General features: G+C 41.6%; 13 protein-coding genes and 1 pseudogene. 5 read left to right on the forward strand and 9 right to left on the reverse strand.

Going from position 1 to position 17,225, the window contains the following annotated elements:
- Nucleotides 1–13 precede the first annotated feature (13 nt).
- Together bamC and dapA are read right to left on the reverse strand one after the other, a co-directional pair.
- Entirely contained in the window at nt 14–1,114 is a 1,101-nt protein-coding gene (bamC, locus tag FJ709_RS10510; RefSeq protein WP_226410017.1) for an outer membrane protein assembly factor BamC, read from the reverse strand.
- 3 nt (nt 1,115–1,117) lie between these two features.
- Nucleotides 1,118–2,002 carry a 4-hydroxy-tetrahydrodipicolinate synthase gene (dapA, locus tag FJ709_RS10515; RefSeq protein ID WP_226410018.1) on the reverse strand — a complete coding sequence of 295 codons (885 nt, stop codon included), beginning with the start codon at nt 2,000–2,002 and terminating at the stop codon, nt 1,118–1,120.
- A gap of 350 nt (nt 2,003–2,352) precedes the next feature.
- Here dapA and FJ709_RS10520 point away from each other — a divergent pair, with 350 nt between their 5' ends.
- Together FJ709_RS10520 and bcp are read left to right on the forward strand one after the other, a co-directional pair.
- Nucleotides 2,353–2,892: a glycine cleavage system protein R gene (locus tag FJ709_RS10520; protein ID WP_226410019.1), complete on the forward strand. Its 540-nt coding sequence runs from the start codon at nt 2,353–2,355 to the stop codon at nt 2,890–2,892.
- 86 nt (nt 2,893–2,978) lie between these two features.
- Entirely contained in the window at nt 2,979–3,443 is a 465-nt protein-coding gene (bcp, locus tag FJ709_RS10525) for a thioredoxin-dependent thiol peroxidase (protein WP_226410020.1), read from the forward strand.
- 106 nt (nt 3,444–3,549) lie between these two features.
- Here the strand turns inward: bcp and FJ709_RS10530 are convergent, their stop codons facing one another.
- The 6 genes from FJ709_RS10530 to FJ709_RS10555 all read right to left on the reverse strand — a co-directional run bounded on the left by FJ709_RS10530 (nt 3,550) and on the right by FJ709_RS10555 (nt 12,903).
- Entirely contained in the window at nt 3,550–5,697 is a 2,148-nt protein-coding gene (locus FJ709_RS10530) for a cation:proton antiporter domain-containing protein (protein WP_226410021.1), read from the reverse strand.
- A gap of 443 nt (nt 5,698–6,140) precedes the next feature.
- Entirely contained in the window at nt 6,141–7,313 is a 1,173-nt protein-coding gene (gene prpF / locus FJ709_RS10535) for a 2-methylaconitate cis-trans isomerase PrpF (protein ID WP_226410022.1), read from the reverse strand.
- Nucleotides 7,314–7,393: 80 nt separating this feature from the next.
- Nucleotides 7,394–9,988 (reverse strand): Fe/S-dependent 2-methylisocitrate dehydratase AcnD, encoded by a 2,595-nt coding sequence (gene acnD / locus FJ709_RS10540; protein ID WP_226415930.1) that lies wholly within the window; start codon nt 9,986–9,988, stop codon nt 7,394–7,396.
- A gap of 85 nt (nt 9,989–10,073) precedes the next feature.
- Nucleotides 10,074–11,198, reverse strand: a complete 1,125-nt coding sequence (prpC, locus tag FJ709_RS10545; protein WP_226410023.1) for a bifunctional 2-methylcitrate synthase/citrate synthase — start codon at nt 11,196–11,198, stop codon at nt 10,074–10,076.
- Between the two features lie 107 nt (nt 11,199–11,305).
- Entirely contained in the window at nt 11,306–12,184 is an 879-nt protein-coding gene (gene prpB, locus FJ709_RS10550; RefSeq protein WP_226410024.1) for a methylisocitrate lyase, read from the reverse strand.
- A gap of 62 nt (nt 12,185–12,246) precedes the next feature.
- The gene (locus tag FJ709_RS10555) at nt 12,247–12,903 is read right to left on the reverse strand and encodes a GntR family transcriptional regulator (protein ID WP_226410025.1); all 657 of its coding nucleotides are present in this window, start codon (nt 12,901–12,903) and stop codon (nt 12,247–12,249) included.
- 278 nt (nt 12,904–13,181) lie between these two features.
- On the opposite strand from FJ709_RS10555, the gene FJ709_RS10560 reads away from it, so the two are divergent.
- The 3 genes from FJ709_RS10560 to FJ709_RS10570 are packed head-to-tail and all read left to right on the forward strand — an operon-like array spanning nt 13,182 to nt 15,961.
- Nucleotides 13,182–13,925, forward strand: a complete 744-nt coding sequence (locus FJ709_RS10560; RefSeq protein WP_226415931.1) for a (Fe-S)-binding protein — start codon at nt 13,182–13,184, stop codon at nt 13,923–13,925.
- A 12-nt stretch (nt 13,926–13,937) separates the two neighbouring features.
- A complete protein-coding gene (locus tag FJ709_RS10565) occupies nt 13,938–15,338 on the forward strand; it encodes a lactate utilization protein B (RefSeq protein ID WP_226410026.1) in 1,401 nt (466 codons plus the stop codon).
- Entirely contained in the window at nt 15,338–15,961 is a 624-nt protein-coding gene (locus tag FJ709_RS10570) for a LutC/YkgG family protein (protein WP_226410027.1), read from the forward strand. Before FJ709_RS10565 ends, FJ709_RS10570 begins: the two co-directional genes overlap by 1 nt.
- Before the next feature lie 63 nt (nt 15,962–16,024).
- On the opposite strand, the pseudogene FJ709_RS10575 reads toward FJ709_RS10570, so the two are convergent.
- Nucleotides 16,025–16,922: pseudogene (locus FJ709_RS10575) on the reverse strand (LysR family transcriptional regulator).
- Between the last annotated feature and the right edge of the window lie 303 nt (nt 16,923–17,225).

The following is a 17,225-nucleotide window of genomic DNA, read 5'->3' on the forward strand; positions in this document are numbered from 1 at the left end:
TAAATAATAGTCATTAAAGCACTTTTCGCTCTTCTTTCATCGCTTGATAGAGACGTTTATAAACTTCTGCAATTGCTTCATTTTTAAGCGGTTCATCAGTTATATCATGAAACAAGATTTTAGTTTCATCTTTGTTATCTGTAGTACGCAGCAACAGTCGATAACTACCTTTCTCAAGTGTTAATTTCTCCTCGCCCCACAGTGAGCTCCAGAAACCACCACTTTCTTCTAAGTTAAGATAAAATAGACCTTTACTGGTATCCATATCGATAACATCTAAGCCTAATTCAGGTAATACGATACGTAGGCGATCCCATGTTTTGCTAAAGCTAGCTTTTGCAAGCCAGTATGATTCAGCTTCAGCACCTGGTTCAACAAGATCAATATCTATCCCTAAGCTTTGCTCAATACGTGCGGCTTGAAGTGCACGCTCACGCTCAACACCCATATACGACACTGTGTTATTAAGCATATCAATGGTATAACGACGTTTATCATCACCCGTTAAGAATATATCTTGCAAGTCTTCATCGTAATACTCTTCATGCTCGACTAGGCTAATAGCAACATCACCCGTTCTACCATGTGGCTTAACATTGATATCAAACTGATAACGTTGACGCAGTAAATACACTTTATCATTTCCGAACCAACTTGTTTCTAATACGTCCTGGCTTTCTATCCAGTCTGTCTCAACAACACCAGTTTCAAAATTATCCGTACGTTTAGCTATGTTATTCTTAGCTAAATAGCTATTGATAACATTAAATATTTCTTGCTTTAAGTCGGTTGAATTATCAACGGATTCAATAATGATTTTTATATTGTTGCTACTTTCTTCAACATGAGTACCCTCTGCCATTGCAATAATTTGCAATGGTGGACGAATATCTAATCGCTTGCCAACAATAGTAGTATCAACTTTGTTACTGACATTTGGAATATCGAACTCTTTGCTGTAGTTAGGTTGCTTCAATCCAGATGGAATCTTCAACAAAGCGGCCGATTGAGTTTGAGCATACTCTTCATTACCATTAGCCTGGCGACGATCTATAGGCGTACTACAGGCTGCAAGCGTTGTTATCAGTAATAGAGGGGTGACTTTTTTAAACATGTATTATTGCACCTTAATTTGCGCTTTTTTCATAGACTCTAGTAACAGACCATGAAACTGCTCAGAAAGTTCAGTTAACGGCAAACGAATATGTCCGTGGGTAATAAGTCCCATACGATGAACAGCCCATTTAACTGGGATAGGGTTTGCTTCACAAAATAATGAACTGTATAAGCCACGAAGTGGTTCATCAATTTCAGCAGCCAGTTGTGCATTTCCCGCAAGAGCGGCATCACACATGGCCTTAAACGCATGGGGTACTATGTTATTAGCTACCGAAATAACACCATTACCACCAGCAAGTAGAAACTCGCGAGCCGTCGCATCATCACCACTGTAAAGAATAAAGTCATCACCACATAATTGTCGTAATAAAGCAACGCGGCTCACATCACCAGTGGCTTCTTTTACACCAATAATATTACTAACTGTACATAACTCAGCAACGGTTTCCGGCTTCATATCTACTGCAGTGCGCCCTGGCACATTATACAAAATTTGTGGAATATCTGTACTCGCTGCAATAGCTTTATAATGTGCGATCAGGCCTTTAGGTGTTGGCTTGTTGTAATAAGGTGTAACACCCAACATGGCACTTACACCTGAATTTTGCATGCCTTTAGTCAGCTCTATTGCTTCAGCAGTTGCATTTGCGCCGTTGCCACCAATAATAGGTACTCGTCCGGCGGCAAATTTTACAGTTTGATTAACAACCGCAATATGTTCTTTCATCGGTAACGTGGCAGATTCGCCAGTTGTACCCACTGCAACAATGGCATCGGTACCTTGATTAATATGAAAATCTACCAGTCCTTCAAGACTTGCATAATCTATTGTGCCATCACTATTCATAGGTGTGATTAAGGCTACGATGCTTCCGTTTTTCATCTATCATTCCCCAAGTTTTCAGGATTTGCTATGTTACTGATGCTATCCACTAATGACAAGCATTAGCAGTGCTCAAATCAAAATTACCCGAAAAAGCCATTTCACCTTGATTCGGCATAAAGTAGCAATATTTTATGCTTTATAGCGAAGAGATTACACATTCTTAATAGTTTTTTTAGATATCCATCTTTCAGCTGATTAAAATTACATCGATTACGCTAAGTATTATTTTTATTCTATCGTTTTAAGGAGGTTTGTTACGATGATATGATAATATTACTGGTTGCATAGACGTATAGTATGTTTAAAGACATCACTCGATATTTCATTCTAACAAATGAGGAAAATCCATGACCAACTATCTGGTCGTTACCGCAATGGGTGCAGATCGCCCTGGTTTAGTCAGTCGCTTAGCGCGTTTAGCCAGTGATTGTGATTGTGATATCGTTGATAGCCGTATGGCGCTATTTGGTAATGAATTTACCCTAATAATGATGATTTCGGGCTCATGGCCAGCAATTACTAAAATTGAAACTATGCTACCCAGTCTCAGTGTTGAACTAGAGCTGATGACCGTGATGAAACGGACATCAAAACATGTGCCTAAAAATTATGTATCGCGTGTAGAAGTGACCATAAGTGGTGAAGACCAACGTGGCACTATGAAAACAATTACCCAATTTTTAGCCGAGCGCTCACTTGATTTGGCCGCGGTACGTTCCCATGCCGATGATAATGAAGGTCTGCAAACCCAGTCGATATTCTTAGCGATTAATATTCCTGATAAAGTCGATTTAACCAAGTTAGAAACATCAATTTATCAATTGGCTGAAGAAATGAATCTCGAGTGCAGCATCAAGTTAATGCAAGGCACAAGTTCATCACAATAAACATGAGTTAAACTATATTCCATTACCTAGCGTATCTTGTGTAATTAGGCCCAGAAATACCTTCTTATATCTGACAAGGAATAAACATGAACACCTTAAAAACGGGTGATAAAGCGCCCTTATTTACACTGCAAAACCAATTTGACCAAGCAATTTCATTACAAGACTGCCTAAAGAAAGGCCCAGTTTTGGTTTATTTTTATCCAAAAGCATCTACCCCCGGTTGTACTGTTCAAGCACAGGGCTTGCGTGATATCAAGCAGCAACTGGATAACTTAAACATCACTGTTTTAGGCATAAGCCCGGATCCAGTTGCTAAGCTACAAAAGTTTTCTGATAAACAAGCATTAAATTTTCACTTACTCAGTGATGAAGATCATGCTGTTGCTGATGCATTTGGCGTTTGGGGTGAAAAGAAATTTATGGGTAAAACTTTTGACGGGATACATCGATTAAGTTTTATTGTAGGCACTGAAGGTAAAGTCACTCAGTTCATTAATAAATTCAAAACTAAAGATCATCATGAAGTGGTACTTGAACTCTTTAAATAGCATGGCTACTAGTTTTATTTAACTACTTAAAATACCAAAAAAGTTATACGAATAAAAAGGCTTAGTATTAACTAAGCCTTTTTTAACAACTCTTATATGGTTAACATTAGGATTTTAACGGTGGCTCTTTGTTATCCAAAGACTCATTCTCATTTGTAACAAGCGTGTCGTTAAGCACTTCATCATTCGATAATTGAATATCTAAAGCCTCAGACTCTTTCTCAATTCTAGCCTCTTCAATCAAAGCAGCCTGCTCTTCTTCAAGTAACTTAGCTTTTTCTTGTTCCTCGAATAGTGCTAGCTCTTCTTCTTTACGACGAGCTTTCTCAAGTGCGCGTTGCTCCGCTTCTTCAGCTTCACGTATAGCACGTGCTTCAGCAGCAGCCTTTGCTTCTTCTTCTGCTTTAACCTTAGCTAAACGAGCGGCTTCTTCATCTAACGTTCGCTGAATAATTGCTTGTTCCTGTGCTTCTTGAGGTAATAAGCTAATTAATTCAATCCCTACAGGCAACTTTTGGGTTTCAGCAGTTATCACTTTCAACTTAGCCTCTTTAGTTATATAAACCAAAGGAATAGCTGTCTCACCGTAACGCTCACGGAACTTTTCATAACTGAAGTTTTCGGTAATATTAGTCACCTTGAGAACAGCACCTTTAGCCATTAAACTGGCTATTTTGGCATAGCTTATCCCTTCACCAAATAAGCATAACCGCTGTAAATAAGACTCAGACAGTTGATGACGGCCACTGCCAACATTTGTTTCACTATTATTTAGACCATACACTTTTTCCGAGCCAAATAAATCTTGGAAATGGAAACTGACCAAAGGATTCAATTGACGATAAGGAGACATAACTAACACTCTGCCTATACCGCTTAAGTCCATGTAGTTAGTAGCATGTTCAGATGCTGGGTTACCGAAGTAAACAGGAATATTTTCCATACGGGCTTGACGAATACTGTCCCAGTTACTGTCTGCTAACACAACTTTAATGTTTTTAGCTAATAGTTGGGTGGCTAATTCTCGAGCAAATTTAGACGCGCCATAAATAAGCAAACCTTGGTTTGAACCTTCTTTAACGCCTAAAAACTTTGCCCAGGGGCCTGCGGTTAAACTTTGAATAACTACGGTACCAATAATGATAAAAAATACTAATGGCACGATAGAGCTTGCACCGTGTACACCAAGCTCTTCTAATTTAATCGCAAACAGTGATGAAATGGCTGCCGCAACAATACCCCGTGGTGCAACCCAACTCAAAAACCATTTATCTTTTGAGGTTAAACTGGTGCCCAGTGCCGAGGTCCAGATACTTAATGGACGCGCTACAAGCATGACGACAAACAGTACACCAAAGGCACCAATACCCAGTCCTAACATAGCGTCAGAATCTAAACGTGCTGCAAGTAAAATAAACAGTGCTGAAATAAGCAATACTGTTAAGGTTTCTTTAAATTCTAGAATATCGGCAATGTCTACACCACGCATGTTGGCAAGCCAAATACCCATTACAGTAACCGTTAAGAGTCCTGATTCATGTTGTAATAAGTTAGAGCCGACGAATACACCCAACATTATCGTTAACACCGCTGTATTACGCAGATAATGTGGGAAGACGTTATTTCTTAGTGCTACACCAATGAAGTAACCCGCGGCTGCACCTATGCCAAAACCAATCACTAAAGTGAGGCCCAATGCATACAATACGTGTGTTGTAGGATCTGCGGTAACGGCAACATATTCGTAAACTAACACCGCGAATAATGCACCTATGGGATCAATAACAATACCTTCCCAACGTAATATACTGGCTAATTTAGCTTTAGGTTGAACCGTACGCAACATGGGTACAATTACCGTTGGCCCTGTGACAACAACTAACGCGCCAAATAGAAATGCGACAGGCCAATCAAATCCCATGAAATAGTGCGCAGCAGGGGTAATACATGCCCAAGTAATCACTGCGCCTATGGTGACAAGATTAGTCACCATACGACTGTTATCTTTAATCTCTTTGAAATTGAGCGTCAATGCCCCCTCAAAAAGGATCACAGCTACACCCAATGAAATGATAGGGAACAATAGATCACCAAAAATTTCATCGGGATTAAGAATATTCAATCCAGGTCCGAGTAACAATCCACATAACAGTAGTGGTAAAATGGCAGGTAATCTTAATTTCCAGCCTGCCCATTGACACAAAAGCGACAATACACCGATTAATGCCAGCATACCCGTGATGTGTTCAACCATAATATTTTCCTTTTCTTATTCTCAATACAAGTTTTCAAGTACTGACTAATTTTTATTTGCATAACAGCTAATCCGCTAAGGATTCACTTATAGTGGCAATAAAAGTCTGGTTTAACCCAATCAATCTGTTGCTAAAGTAACATGACAGTAATTAAGAGGCATAAAAAAACCATCACTCATAAGTGAGGTTATTATCAAATTAAATCACTAAGCCAATGATATTAAACTAATAAAAATTACTATTCTGATAAAATGTCGACAAATGAATTTATGCATATAAAATACTAATTTCTATCTGTGTTCAAGTCATTTTTAGATCTAAACTATATTTCTTTTTACTTACTAAAAACAAAATAACATTTTGATTATTAATTGTTTTAAAATAACAAAGCCTAAGACAGTGCTTAGGCTTTTAAACTACACAATGATCAAAACCAGATACGTTAGTCTTGAGGTATACGCACACTACCTTCCATTAATACTCTAGCACTGCGACTCATTATAGCTTTAGTCACCTGCCAGTTACCATCAATCAACTTAGCTTCCGCCCCTACACGTAAAGTACCTGAGGGGTGACCAAAGGTAACAGATTGGCGCTCAATGCCGCCAGCCGCAAGATTAACTAATGTCCCCGGTATAGCTGCTGCAGTGCCAATAGCAACCGCTGCTGTGCCCATCATGGCATGGTGCAATTTACCCATTGATAGCGCTCTCACCGATAAATCAATTTCTGAAGCACTAATCGCTTTACCACTTGAACTAACATAATCGGCTTCAGGTGCAACAAAGGCAACTTTAGGTGTATGTTGGCGGGTTTTAGCTTCTTCTAAATGGCTGATTAGTCCCATTTTTAATGCACCATAGGCTCGAATAGTTTCAAATTTTGCCAAAGCTGCTTCATCGTTATTAATCGCGTCTTGCAACTCTATTCCGCAGTAACCTATATCTACAGCGTTTAAAAATATCGTCGGGATACCCGCATTAATCATAGTTACGGTAAATGTGCCAATGTTAGGCACGTCTAATTGATCAACCACATTACCTGTAGGAAACATCGCCCCTTCACCATCGGCAGGGTCTAAAAACTCAACTTGTACTTCAGCGGCTGGAAACGTCACGCCATCAAGTTCAAAGTCACCCGTTTCTTGTACTTCGCCGTTTGTTATAGGTACATGAGCAATAATCGTCTTGTGAATATTGGCTTGCCATATACGCACAACTGTTGTCCCATTTACTGGCACTCGGCTTGGTTCGATTAATCCATTACTTACGGCAAATGAACCAACTGCAGCAGTTAAGTTGCCGCAATTACCACTCCAGTCTATGAAGAGTTTATCTATCGCTACCTGGCCAAATAAGTAATCTACATCATGTTCAGGCTGGGTGCTTTTTGATAAAAGTACTACTTTACTAGTACTTGAGGTCGCACCGCCCATACCATCTGTATGCTTGCAATAAGGATCTGGGCTGCCAATAACTCTGAGTAATATCTCATCACGGGCGTTACCGGCTACTTGAGCTGCTACCGGTAAATCAGTGATATTAAAAAAGACTCCTTTACTTGTCCCGCCACGCATATAGGTAGCGGGTATTTTTATCTGTGGTTTAAACGTCATACTTTATCCTTAAAAAAGGCGGTGATGGTAACCCCATACACCGCCTCTTTCTGATGATTGATTATTTCTTCATGCTAAAATTACTGCGCAGCGCTTGACTCTAAAAAGTCCTGAGCAAAACGTTGTAATACACCACCCGCTTCATAAATTGACAGTTCTTCTGCGGTGTCTACACGACACTTCACCGCAATAGTCACTTGTTCACCGTTTTTACGCGTCATGATCACATCTAACATAGCCCCGGGTTTACGATCGCCAACTACATCATAGGTTTCAGTGCCATCAATCTGATAAGTATGACGATTATGACCTGCTGGGAATTCAAGCGGTAACACGCCCATACCGACTAAGTTGGTACGGTGAATACGCTCAAAACCTTCAGCAACAATCACTTCAACACCCGCAAGGCGCACGCCTTTTGCTGCCCAGTCACGAGATGACCCTTGGCCATAATCAGCACCAGCAATAATAATCAGTGGCTGTTTACGCTCCATATAGGTTTCAATGGCTTCCCACATGCGAGTGACTTGGCCTTCTGGCTCAAGGCGCGCCAGCGATCCTTGTTTCACTTTGCCGTTTTCCTGCACCATTTCGTTAAACAGTTTTGGATTGGCAAATGTCGCACGCTGGGCGGTTAAGTGATCGCCTCGGTGAGTGGCATAAGAGTTAAAGTCTTCTTCCGGTAAACCCATTTTATGTAAATAGGCGCCTGCGGCACTGTCGAGCATAATCGCGTTTGATGGCGATAAATGATCTGTGGTGATGTTGTCGCCCAATACCGCTAATGCGCGCATACCTTTCATCGAACGCTCACCCGCTAAGGCTCCATCCCAATAAGGTGGACGACGAATATAAGTACTTTGTGGACGCCATTCATATTGTGGATTAACGTGACTGCCATATTCTACTTTGATGTCGAACATAGGCTCATAAACTTTACGGAACTGTTCAGGTTTAACGCTAGCTTTAACAACCGCATCGATTTCTTCATCGGTAGGCCAAATGTCTTTTAATGTAACCGCTTGACCTTGGTTATCGATACCTAAGATATCTTTTTCAATATCAAAACGAATGGTACCGGCAATGGCATAAGCAATGACCAATGGCGGCGAGGCTAAAAACGCTTGTTTAGCGTATGGGTGAATACGTCCATCGAAATTGCGATTACCCGATAACACAGCCGTTGCGTATAAATCGCGATCAATCACTTCTTGTTGAATAACCGGATCGAGTGCGCCACTCATGCCGTTACAAGTGGTACAGGCAAAGCCGACAATGCCAAAACCTAAGTTTTCGAGCTCAGGTAACAAGCCCGCTTCTTCTAAATATAACTGCACCGCTTTAGAGCCAGGCGCAAGCGATGATTTCACCCAAGGTTTACGTAATAAACCACGTGCATTGGCATTTCGTGCTAATAACCCCGCGGCAATCATGTTGCGAGGGTTGCTGGTGTTAGTACAGCTAGTAATGGCGGCAATAATCACGGCACCATCGGGCATTTTACCTGGCTCGTTTTCAACTACGCCGCTAATGCCAAGAGCAGCAAGCTCAGAGGTTGGAACCCGAGAATGCGGATTTGAAGGACCGGCAATGTTACGGCCAACCGATGACAAATCAAAGTGCAGAACACGCTCATACACAGCATTCGTTAAGGTATCAGCCCATAAGCCGGCTTGTTTGGCGTAGGTTTCGACTAATTTAACTTGTGCGTCTTCACGACCGGTTAATGTCAAATAATCAATGGTTTGCTTATCGATATAAAACATCGCCGCGGTGGCGCCGTATTCAGGTGTCATGTTGGTAATGGTGGCGCGATCGCCCAAGGTTAAATGGGTGGTACCTTCACCATAAAACTCAAGATACGATGACACGACTTTTTGCGCCCGTAAGTATTCGGTTAAAGCTAATACAATATCGGTAGCGGTAATGCCTGGTTGTGGTTTACCGGTTACTTCAACACCGACAATTTCCGGTAAACGCATGTAAGATGCGCGGCCCAGCATCACGCTTTCCGCTTCTAAACCACCTACCCCAATGGCAATAACACCTAACGCATCTACATGTGGTGTATGGCTATCGGTGCCCACTAAGGTGTCAGGAAACGCCACACCATTTTGAGCATGTACCACTGGCGACATACGTTCTAAGTTAATTTGATGCATGATGCCGTTACCAGGTTGGATAACATCAACATTTTTAAACGCCGTTTTGGTCCAATTGATAAAATGAAAACGGTCTTCATTACGACGGTCTTCAATAGCGCGGTTTTTATCAAACGCGTCTTTGTCAAAACCGGCATGTTCTACAGCCAGTGAGTGATCGACAATCAATTGAGTCGGTACTACGGGGTTTACTTTAGATGGATCGCCCCCTTTTTCAGCAATCGCATCACGCAGACCCGCTAAATCAACTAAAGCGGTTTGACCTAAAATATCATGACATACCACACGAGCGGGATACCACGGAAAGTCGAGATCACTCTTACGTTCAATCAACTGCTTTAACGAATCGGTGAGCATATCTGGCGCACAACGACGCACTAAGTTCTCGGCAAATACGCGAGAACAATAAGGCAATTTGGCATAAGCGCCAGGTTCAATTGCGTCGACAGCCTCTTGGGTGTCAAAATAATCTAATTGGGTGCCCGGCAAGGCTTTACGGTATTGAGTATTCATAACTTCATCCACAATAAACATCAAACTAATAAGCGCTAATCTACAACGAAAAGCCGAGTCATCATTATCAGACTCGGCAAGTTGATTAACGTTGACTAATTGGTAGTACTTTACGTGGCTCACTGCCTACATAGTCAGCACTTGGACGAATAATACGGTTGTTAGAGCGTTGCTCCATCACATGTGCAGCCCAGCCTGTTAAACGTGAACACACAAAAATTGGTGTGAATAACTTAGTTGGAATGCCCATAAAATGATAAGCAGAGGCATGGAAGAAGTCTGCATTACAAAATAGCTTTTTGCTGTCCCACATAAACTCTTCACAGGCGACAGAAATATCATATAACGAGGTGTCACCATTTTCTTGAGCCAACTTTTCAGACCAGGCTTTAATGATCACATTACGTGGATCAGACACACTATAAATAGCATGGCCAAAGCCCATGATTTTTTCTTTACGTTCTAACATACCCGCCATTTGCACTTTGGCATCGGCTGGTGAGCTAAACTTTTGGATCATATCCATTGCAGCTTCGTTAGCGCCACCGTGAAGTGGACCACGTAATGAACCAATTGCACCAGTCACACACGAATACATATCAGATAAGGTTGAAGCACATACGCGCGCGGTAAAGGTCGATGCGTTAAACTCATGCTCAGCATAAAGGATCAAAGACACGTCCATTACCTTACGATGTTGTGCTGATGGCGTTTCACCACGTAATAATTTAAGGAAATGACCGCCAAGTGATTCTTCATCACTAGTACAGTCAATTTCTACACCTTCATGGCTGTAGCGATACCAGTAACACATAATCGCAGGGAACGCGGCAAGTAAGCGATTAGATGCTTTATGCTGCTGAGTAAAATCAACTTCTGGCTCAAGGTTTCCTAAAAACGAGCAGCCCGTCCGCATAACATCCATTGGATGAGCATCAGCAGGAATAAGCTTCAATACCGCTTTAAGGGCGTCAGGTAAATCACGTTGCGCGGTTAACTCTGTTTTGTAAGCACTTAATTGTGCTTGAGTTGGTAACTCACCGTTAAACAGTAAATAAGCCACTTCTTCAAAGGTGGCGTTGTCGGCTAAATCCGCGACATCATAACCACAATAAGTGAGCCCAGAACCTGATTTACCGACTGTACATAATTTTGTTTCGCCAGCACTTTGACCACGTAATCCTGCGCCCGATAATTTCTTGTCTACCATGATATCTTCCTTCTTATGCTTGTCGCGATTAAGCCAAGCTTAACCGCGATTGTAGGGTATTTTTTATTCTAGTCGTAAAAATGGTTCACACTTTTATTACCGGATGATTATTTGTTTTTGCCTTCGGCAAATAGACTATCTAGCTTTTGCTCATAATCGTGATAGCCTAGATAGTCATATAAATCCATCCGCGTTTGCATGGTATCCACTACCGCTTTTTGGTCGCCATCGGTTAAAATAGCACTGTAGACATTTTCAGCCGCTTTGTTCATCGCACGGAATGCACTTAATGGGTATAGCACCATAGATGCACCCCACTCGCCTAATTGCTGTTTATTCCATAATTCAGTTTGGCCAAACTCAGTAATGTTTGCCAAAATAGGCACATCTAATGCTTCAGCAAAGGCACGATAATGTGCTTCGGTTTTAATCGCTTCAGCAAAAATACCGTCTGCACCTGCTGCTACATAAGCTTTAGCACGCTCAATTGCCGCTTCTAAACCTTCTTGAGCAAACGAGTCTGTGCGCGCCATAATGAAAAAATCAGGATCTGTGCGGGCATCAACCGCCGCTTTAATGCGGTCGACCATTTCTTCTACAGGCACAATTTCTTTATTTGGGCGATGACCACAACGCTTTTGCGCCACTTGATCTTCCATGTGCACAGCGGCTGCACCGGCTTTTTCCATATCGCGAATGGTTTTGGCAATATTAAATGCGCCGCCCCAACCCGTGTCGATATCCACCAGTAAAGGTAAATCACACGCTGATGTAATACGTTGCACATCCACTAACACATCATTTAAAGAAGTCATGCCAAGATCAGGCAAACCATATGAGGCATTTGCCACGCCACCACCTGATAAATAAATGGCTTGATGGCCAATTTGTTTTGCCATCATGGCTGAATAGGCATTGATGGTACCGACTATTTGCAATGGTTTATTGGCCATTAGTGCCTGGCGAAATTTTTTACCTGCGCTCATATTCTTTCCTTGTGTGTATTAACAATCTTGATTCGATTCTCGGTCACCATAATCATCGATGACTAACTTAACTTGGCTTCAATACTATTTTTTGAATACATAATATGGCGACGCATTAACATCTCAGCGAGTTCAGCATCACGATTAGCAATGGCTTTTACAATATGTTTATGCTCATCATAGGCGGTGGTTACTCTAGGTCCCGCCATACCAAGCTGCACACGATACATGCGCACTAAATGATAAATACCATCAAATAACATACTGATTAAATGCTTATTTTTGCTACCTAGTATGATTCGATAATGAAAGTCGACATCGCCCGCTTCCTGATAATAAGACTGACCGTCTTTGACTTCATCAAAATGGCGTTGCAGTAATCCCATCAAATCATCAATTTCTTCATGAGTCATATTCACAGCCGCTAACCTTGCGGCCATGCCTTCTAATGACTCGCGCACTTGATAAAGCTCTATCAAGCCTTGAGGACTCAGTGCGACCACTCTAGCCCCGACATTTGCCTTGCGCTCCACTATGTGACAAGCCTCAAGGCGATTGATTGCTTCACGGATAATCGCACGACTTACCGCATATTTTGTCGACAATTCTGTCTCACTGAGTTTTGAACCCGCCGCAATTCTGCCTTCAACAATATCGTCTCTAAGCAAAATAAAGGTTTTATCTGCTGCTGTTACTGGCTTTTCGTTAGCGAGGAGCATGCTTTTAACTCAATTAACAATTCGTATGTCGACAATATAGCAGCAAATGAGTGATAAACAACCCAAAAAACCACATATTGTCGACATAATGGTGTTTTTATTGCTAATTACGACTAATTGATGAGGTTATAAAGCCATCTTTTAATATTTAGTCGACAATCCTAAGGTTAAGTTTCAAAAATGAAAATATCCTGACGGTTCATTACTATTTTGTCTGTATCACTCAATAGTATTGGCGAGTAGATTAATAGTATCCGTGATTATTGAAGTCAATGAATATGAAAATTGCACTGTTTATTCCCTGTTTGGTTAATCAAATGATGCCTGATGTGGCGATTGCCACTTTGTCATTACTTGAAAAGTTGGGGCATCAAGTGATATTCCCTCAAGGCCAGACCTGTTGTGGCCAACCTATGACAAACTCAGGCTGTTTTAACGAAGCACGCAATACCACACTCAAATTACTAAATGCGTTTAAAGGCGTGGAATGCGATGCCATCGTCTGCCCAGCGGCATCTTGTTTAGTCGCCGCTAAAGAAAACTTTCATGAGTTTGATAAAAGCCAAGCGGCACAAGATGTGATCGATAAACTGTATGAACTTACGGAATTCTTACACGATATAGCACCAATAGCGTCATTTAAGTATAAATTTGAGCATACCATTAGCTTACAGATGAGTTGTCATGGACTGCGTATGCTTAACTTAGCGACGCCAAGTGAATCAATGGGACCACAATTCAATAAAGTCGAAGCCATACTGCAAAACATCCCAGGTATCAATATTGTTTATCCCGCACCACGCGATGAATGTTGCGGTTTCGGCGGTACCTTTGCGGTTGATGAAGGCGCTGTGTCAGCCAAAATGGGCAAAGATAAAGCCCATACCCATGCAGCCACCCATGCACAATATGTTGTAGGGTTCGACCCTTCTTGTTTACTGCATCTTGATGGCATGATCCGCAGGCAGCTGCTACCGATACAAACCCGCCATATAGCTCAAATCATCGATGCGGCATTATAAGGAGGCACTAAGATGAATCAATCAAATCAGTACCAATCTACAAGTCATGCCGACAATGCCGCTATATTCTGCCGAGATGAAAATCGCGTCGATTGGCACTCTAAAGCTTTGTGGAATTTACGTGAAAAACGTGACAAAGCCGCAGCAAGCGTGCCGGAATGGGAACAACTTCGCCAACTCGGCTCTGAAATCAAGTTGCATACATTGAGCCATCTTGGGGATTATCTTTGCCAATTTGAACAAAAGTGTATTGAAAATGGTATTCAGGTGCACTGGGCTAAAGATGCCAGTGAACATAATGAAATTGCATTAAAGATTTTGTCTGTCCACGCTGTCAAAAAATTAGTTAAGTCAAAATCGATGTTGACTGAAGAATGCCATTTGAATCCTTTTCTTGAAAAGCATGGCATTGAAGTGATTGATACTGATTTAGGTGAGCGCATTATCCAGCTAAATAATCAACCACCATCGCATATTGTAGTGCCTGCCATCCATATGAAAAAAGAAGAGGTTGGTGAGCTTTTTCACCAAAAGCTCAATACCCCAAAAGGCGAATCCGATCCCACTCGCCTGACCCGTGCAGCGCGAAAGCATTTGCACGATCAGTTTTTAAGTGCCGATGCTGCTATGACTGGCGTGAACATAGCCATCGCCGATTTAGGCGCTGTGGTTGTGTGTACCAATGAAGGCAATGCCGATATGGGTGTTAACTTACCCAAACTGCAAATTCACTCAATGGGCATAGATAAAATAGTGCCCGATGCACAGAGTGCCATGGTGCTACTGCGTATTTTAGCCAGAAATGCCATTGGTCAACCTATTACCACTTATTCGTCTTTCTATCGCGGCGGTAAAGTCGACGGCGAAATGCACATTATCATTGTCGATAATGGCCGTACTGACATCATGCAAGATAAAATCCTTGCTGAGTCATTAAAATGTATTCGTTGTGGTGGTTGTTTGAACACATGTCCGGTTTATCGTCGCTCTGGCGGATTCAGCTATAACTATACTATTCCTGGCCCTATTGGTATTGCCGTAGGTGCTCAGCATGATGAAAGCAATACTATTCCCTGGGCCTGTACACTTTGTGGCAGCTGTAGTTATGTTTGCCCTACAAAAGTCCCACTGGATAAAATCATTGCACACCACCGCCGTTTAAAAGCAGAACAGGGCAAACTGCCATTTGGTAAGAAGTACTATATGCCCGCTGTAGGTAAATTGATGAGCTCGCCGACGTTATTGAATTGTGCTATGGGCAGCGCGCGATTGGCATTAAAAGTACTTCCCCACAGTCTTATCACACCCTTTTCAGGCGCCTGGGGTCAGTATAGAGAATTGCCCGTTTCACCAAAATCAAGTTTTGATACCTGGTATAAACAACATAAAGCATCAAACAAGGAGGCTAAGTAATGTCTAATAATGCGGCAAGCAAACAAGCCATTCTGGCCGCTTTGGGCCGGTCTGCCCTTAACCAGTCAAATCTTAAACCTAATTTGTCAGTGTTAGAAAGTACCGCCCTTTCACAATTTGATTTGATTAATCGATTTGAGAAAGGTCTTGCCTCAGTCACAGGTGAATTAATTTATTCTGACAGTGGCAATAGCATTGACATACTTAAATGCGATATAGCGCAGTTGATAAATCAAGGGATGCAAGTGATTTCGTTAGTTGACGGCATCGAAGGTAATCAGCTTATGCCAACAAAGCCCCATGAACTAAAACACATCGACTACGCTATCATACAAGCAAGGTTTGCTGTGGCGGAAAATGGCGCGATATGGGTAGACAGTGAACAATTGAATGGCATAAACACCCAGACTCATAGAGTACTGCCTTTTATCTGCGAAAACCTTATTATTGTGCTGAATAAAGACAATATTGTTGCAACCATGCACGATGCGCCAGCAAAAATGCAATTAAATATCGGCGACTTTGGGACATTTATTGCAGGTCCGAGTAAAACTGCCGATATTGAGCAAGCCTTGGTTGTGGGAGCCCATGGTGCGTTTAGTTTAAAGGTATATTTGGTTTAAGCTTAAAGTCATAAAGCAACCATTCGCAATGGATAACCCAAAGCTCATTTGGTCATTTGGTCATTAATCCATTGCGAAAATAGTTTCACCACGACTGAGCATAAATTCGATAAATAATTGTACTTTTCGAGGCTGCTGTTTACGCTGATGATACAACAAACTAATTCGGCGGTTTTCACCCTGCCATTGTGGCAATACCCGGATCAAATCACCCCGATGTAATTGCTGTTTCACAAACAATGATGGCCCATACATTATTCCGCCATCATCAACACAAGCCTTAATTGCCCCGTGTAAATCAGCCAAGGTCATTTTGGCCTCACCTTCATAATAATATTCTTGGTCGCCGTGCTTTAATGTCCAATTAAATAATGGCCACACCTTAATTAACCTGTGTTGACGCAGTTGGTTGGGATGATCTATTTTGTCAGACTGTTCAAGATACTTGGTTGAAGCATATAAGCCATAATGTAATACCCCCAAAGATTGAGACACCCAGGACGAATCAGGCTGGACGCCACCGACAATAGCCACATCAACCCCTTGATCGATTAAATCTATTGTTTGATTATTTTGGCTAATGTGCAGATTAATATCAGGATATAACTTAGAAAAGTCATTCAACGTCCGCATTAAAATCATTGAGGTAATTGAAATCGGCGTAGCAATTCTTAAGGTACCACTGGGTGTAGATACCGTTTGCTGGTTCAAATCATCAAACTGGCTAATCAGTTGATAATATCGTTCAAATAACTCAGCCCCCTCTTCAGTTAAACGCAGCTTACGAGTACTGCGCATGATCAACTGGGTATTCAAACGGGTTTCTAGTTTGGCAATTTTTTCGGCTAACCGTTGCCACTGGAATATTTTGTAACTGACTAACCTGTGAAAAGCCGCCAGCACTGACCAAATGGACAAATAAATAAATCAGCTGTAAATCACTTGGGCAATGTGAGTTCATTGGTTTTCATCGAGTGTCGTAGAGTTGGCTACTATATCATTTAGCCTTACCGCCAGTACACAGCTGGCATAAAGGCTCAACAATTAAGGCCTTATATTCAAAAACAATATTGTCATATAAGGCCATAATCAATTGAAACAAGCTGGCTATCTTACTCGCGCCAATTGCCCTCTGCGAATGATCTTTTGCGCGATAAAAGCGTGTTAATTAAGAGGACTTTAATACCGTTTAGCGGTCAAACTTCACCTCAATCAAAGATTAACTGAATCAAAGCTCAACTGAATCAACAATGAACAAAACACT

The sequence above is a fragment of the Shewanella glacialimarina genome (assembly GCF_020511155.1).
GTDB classification, from domain to species: domain Bacteria; phylum Pseudomonadota; class Gammaproteobacteria; order Enterobacterales; family Shewanellaceae; genus Shewanella; species Shewanella glacialimarina.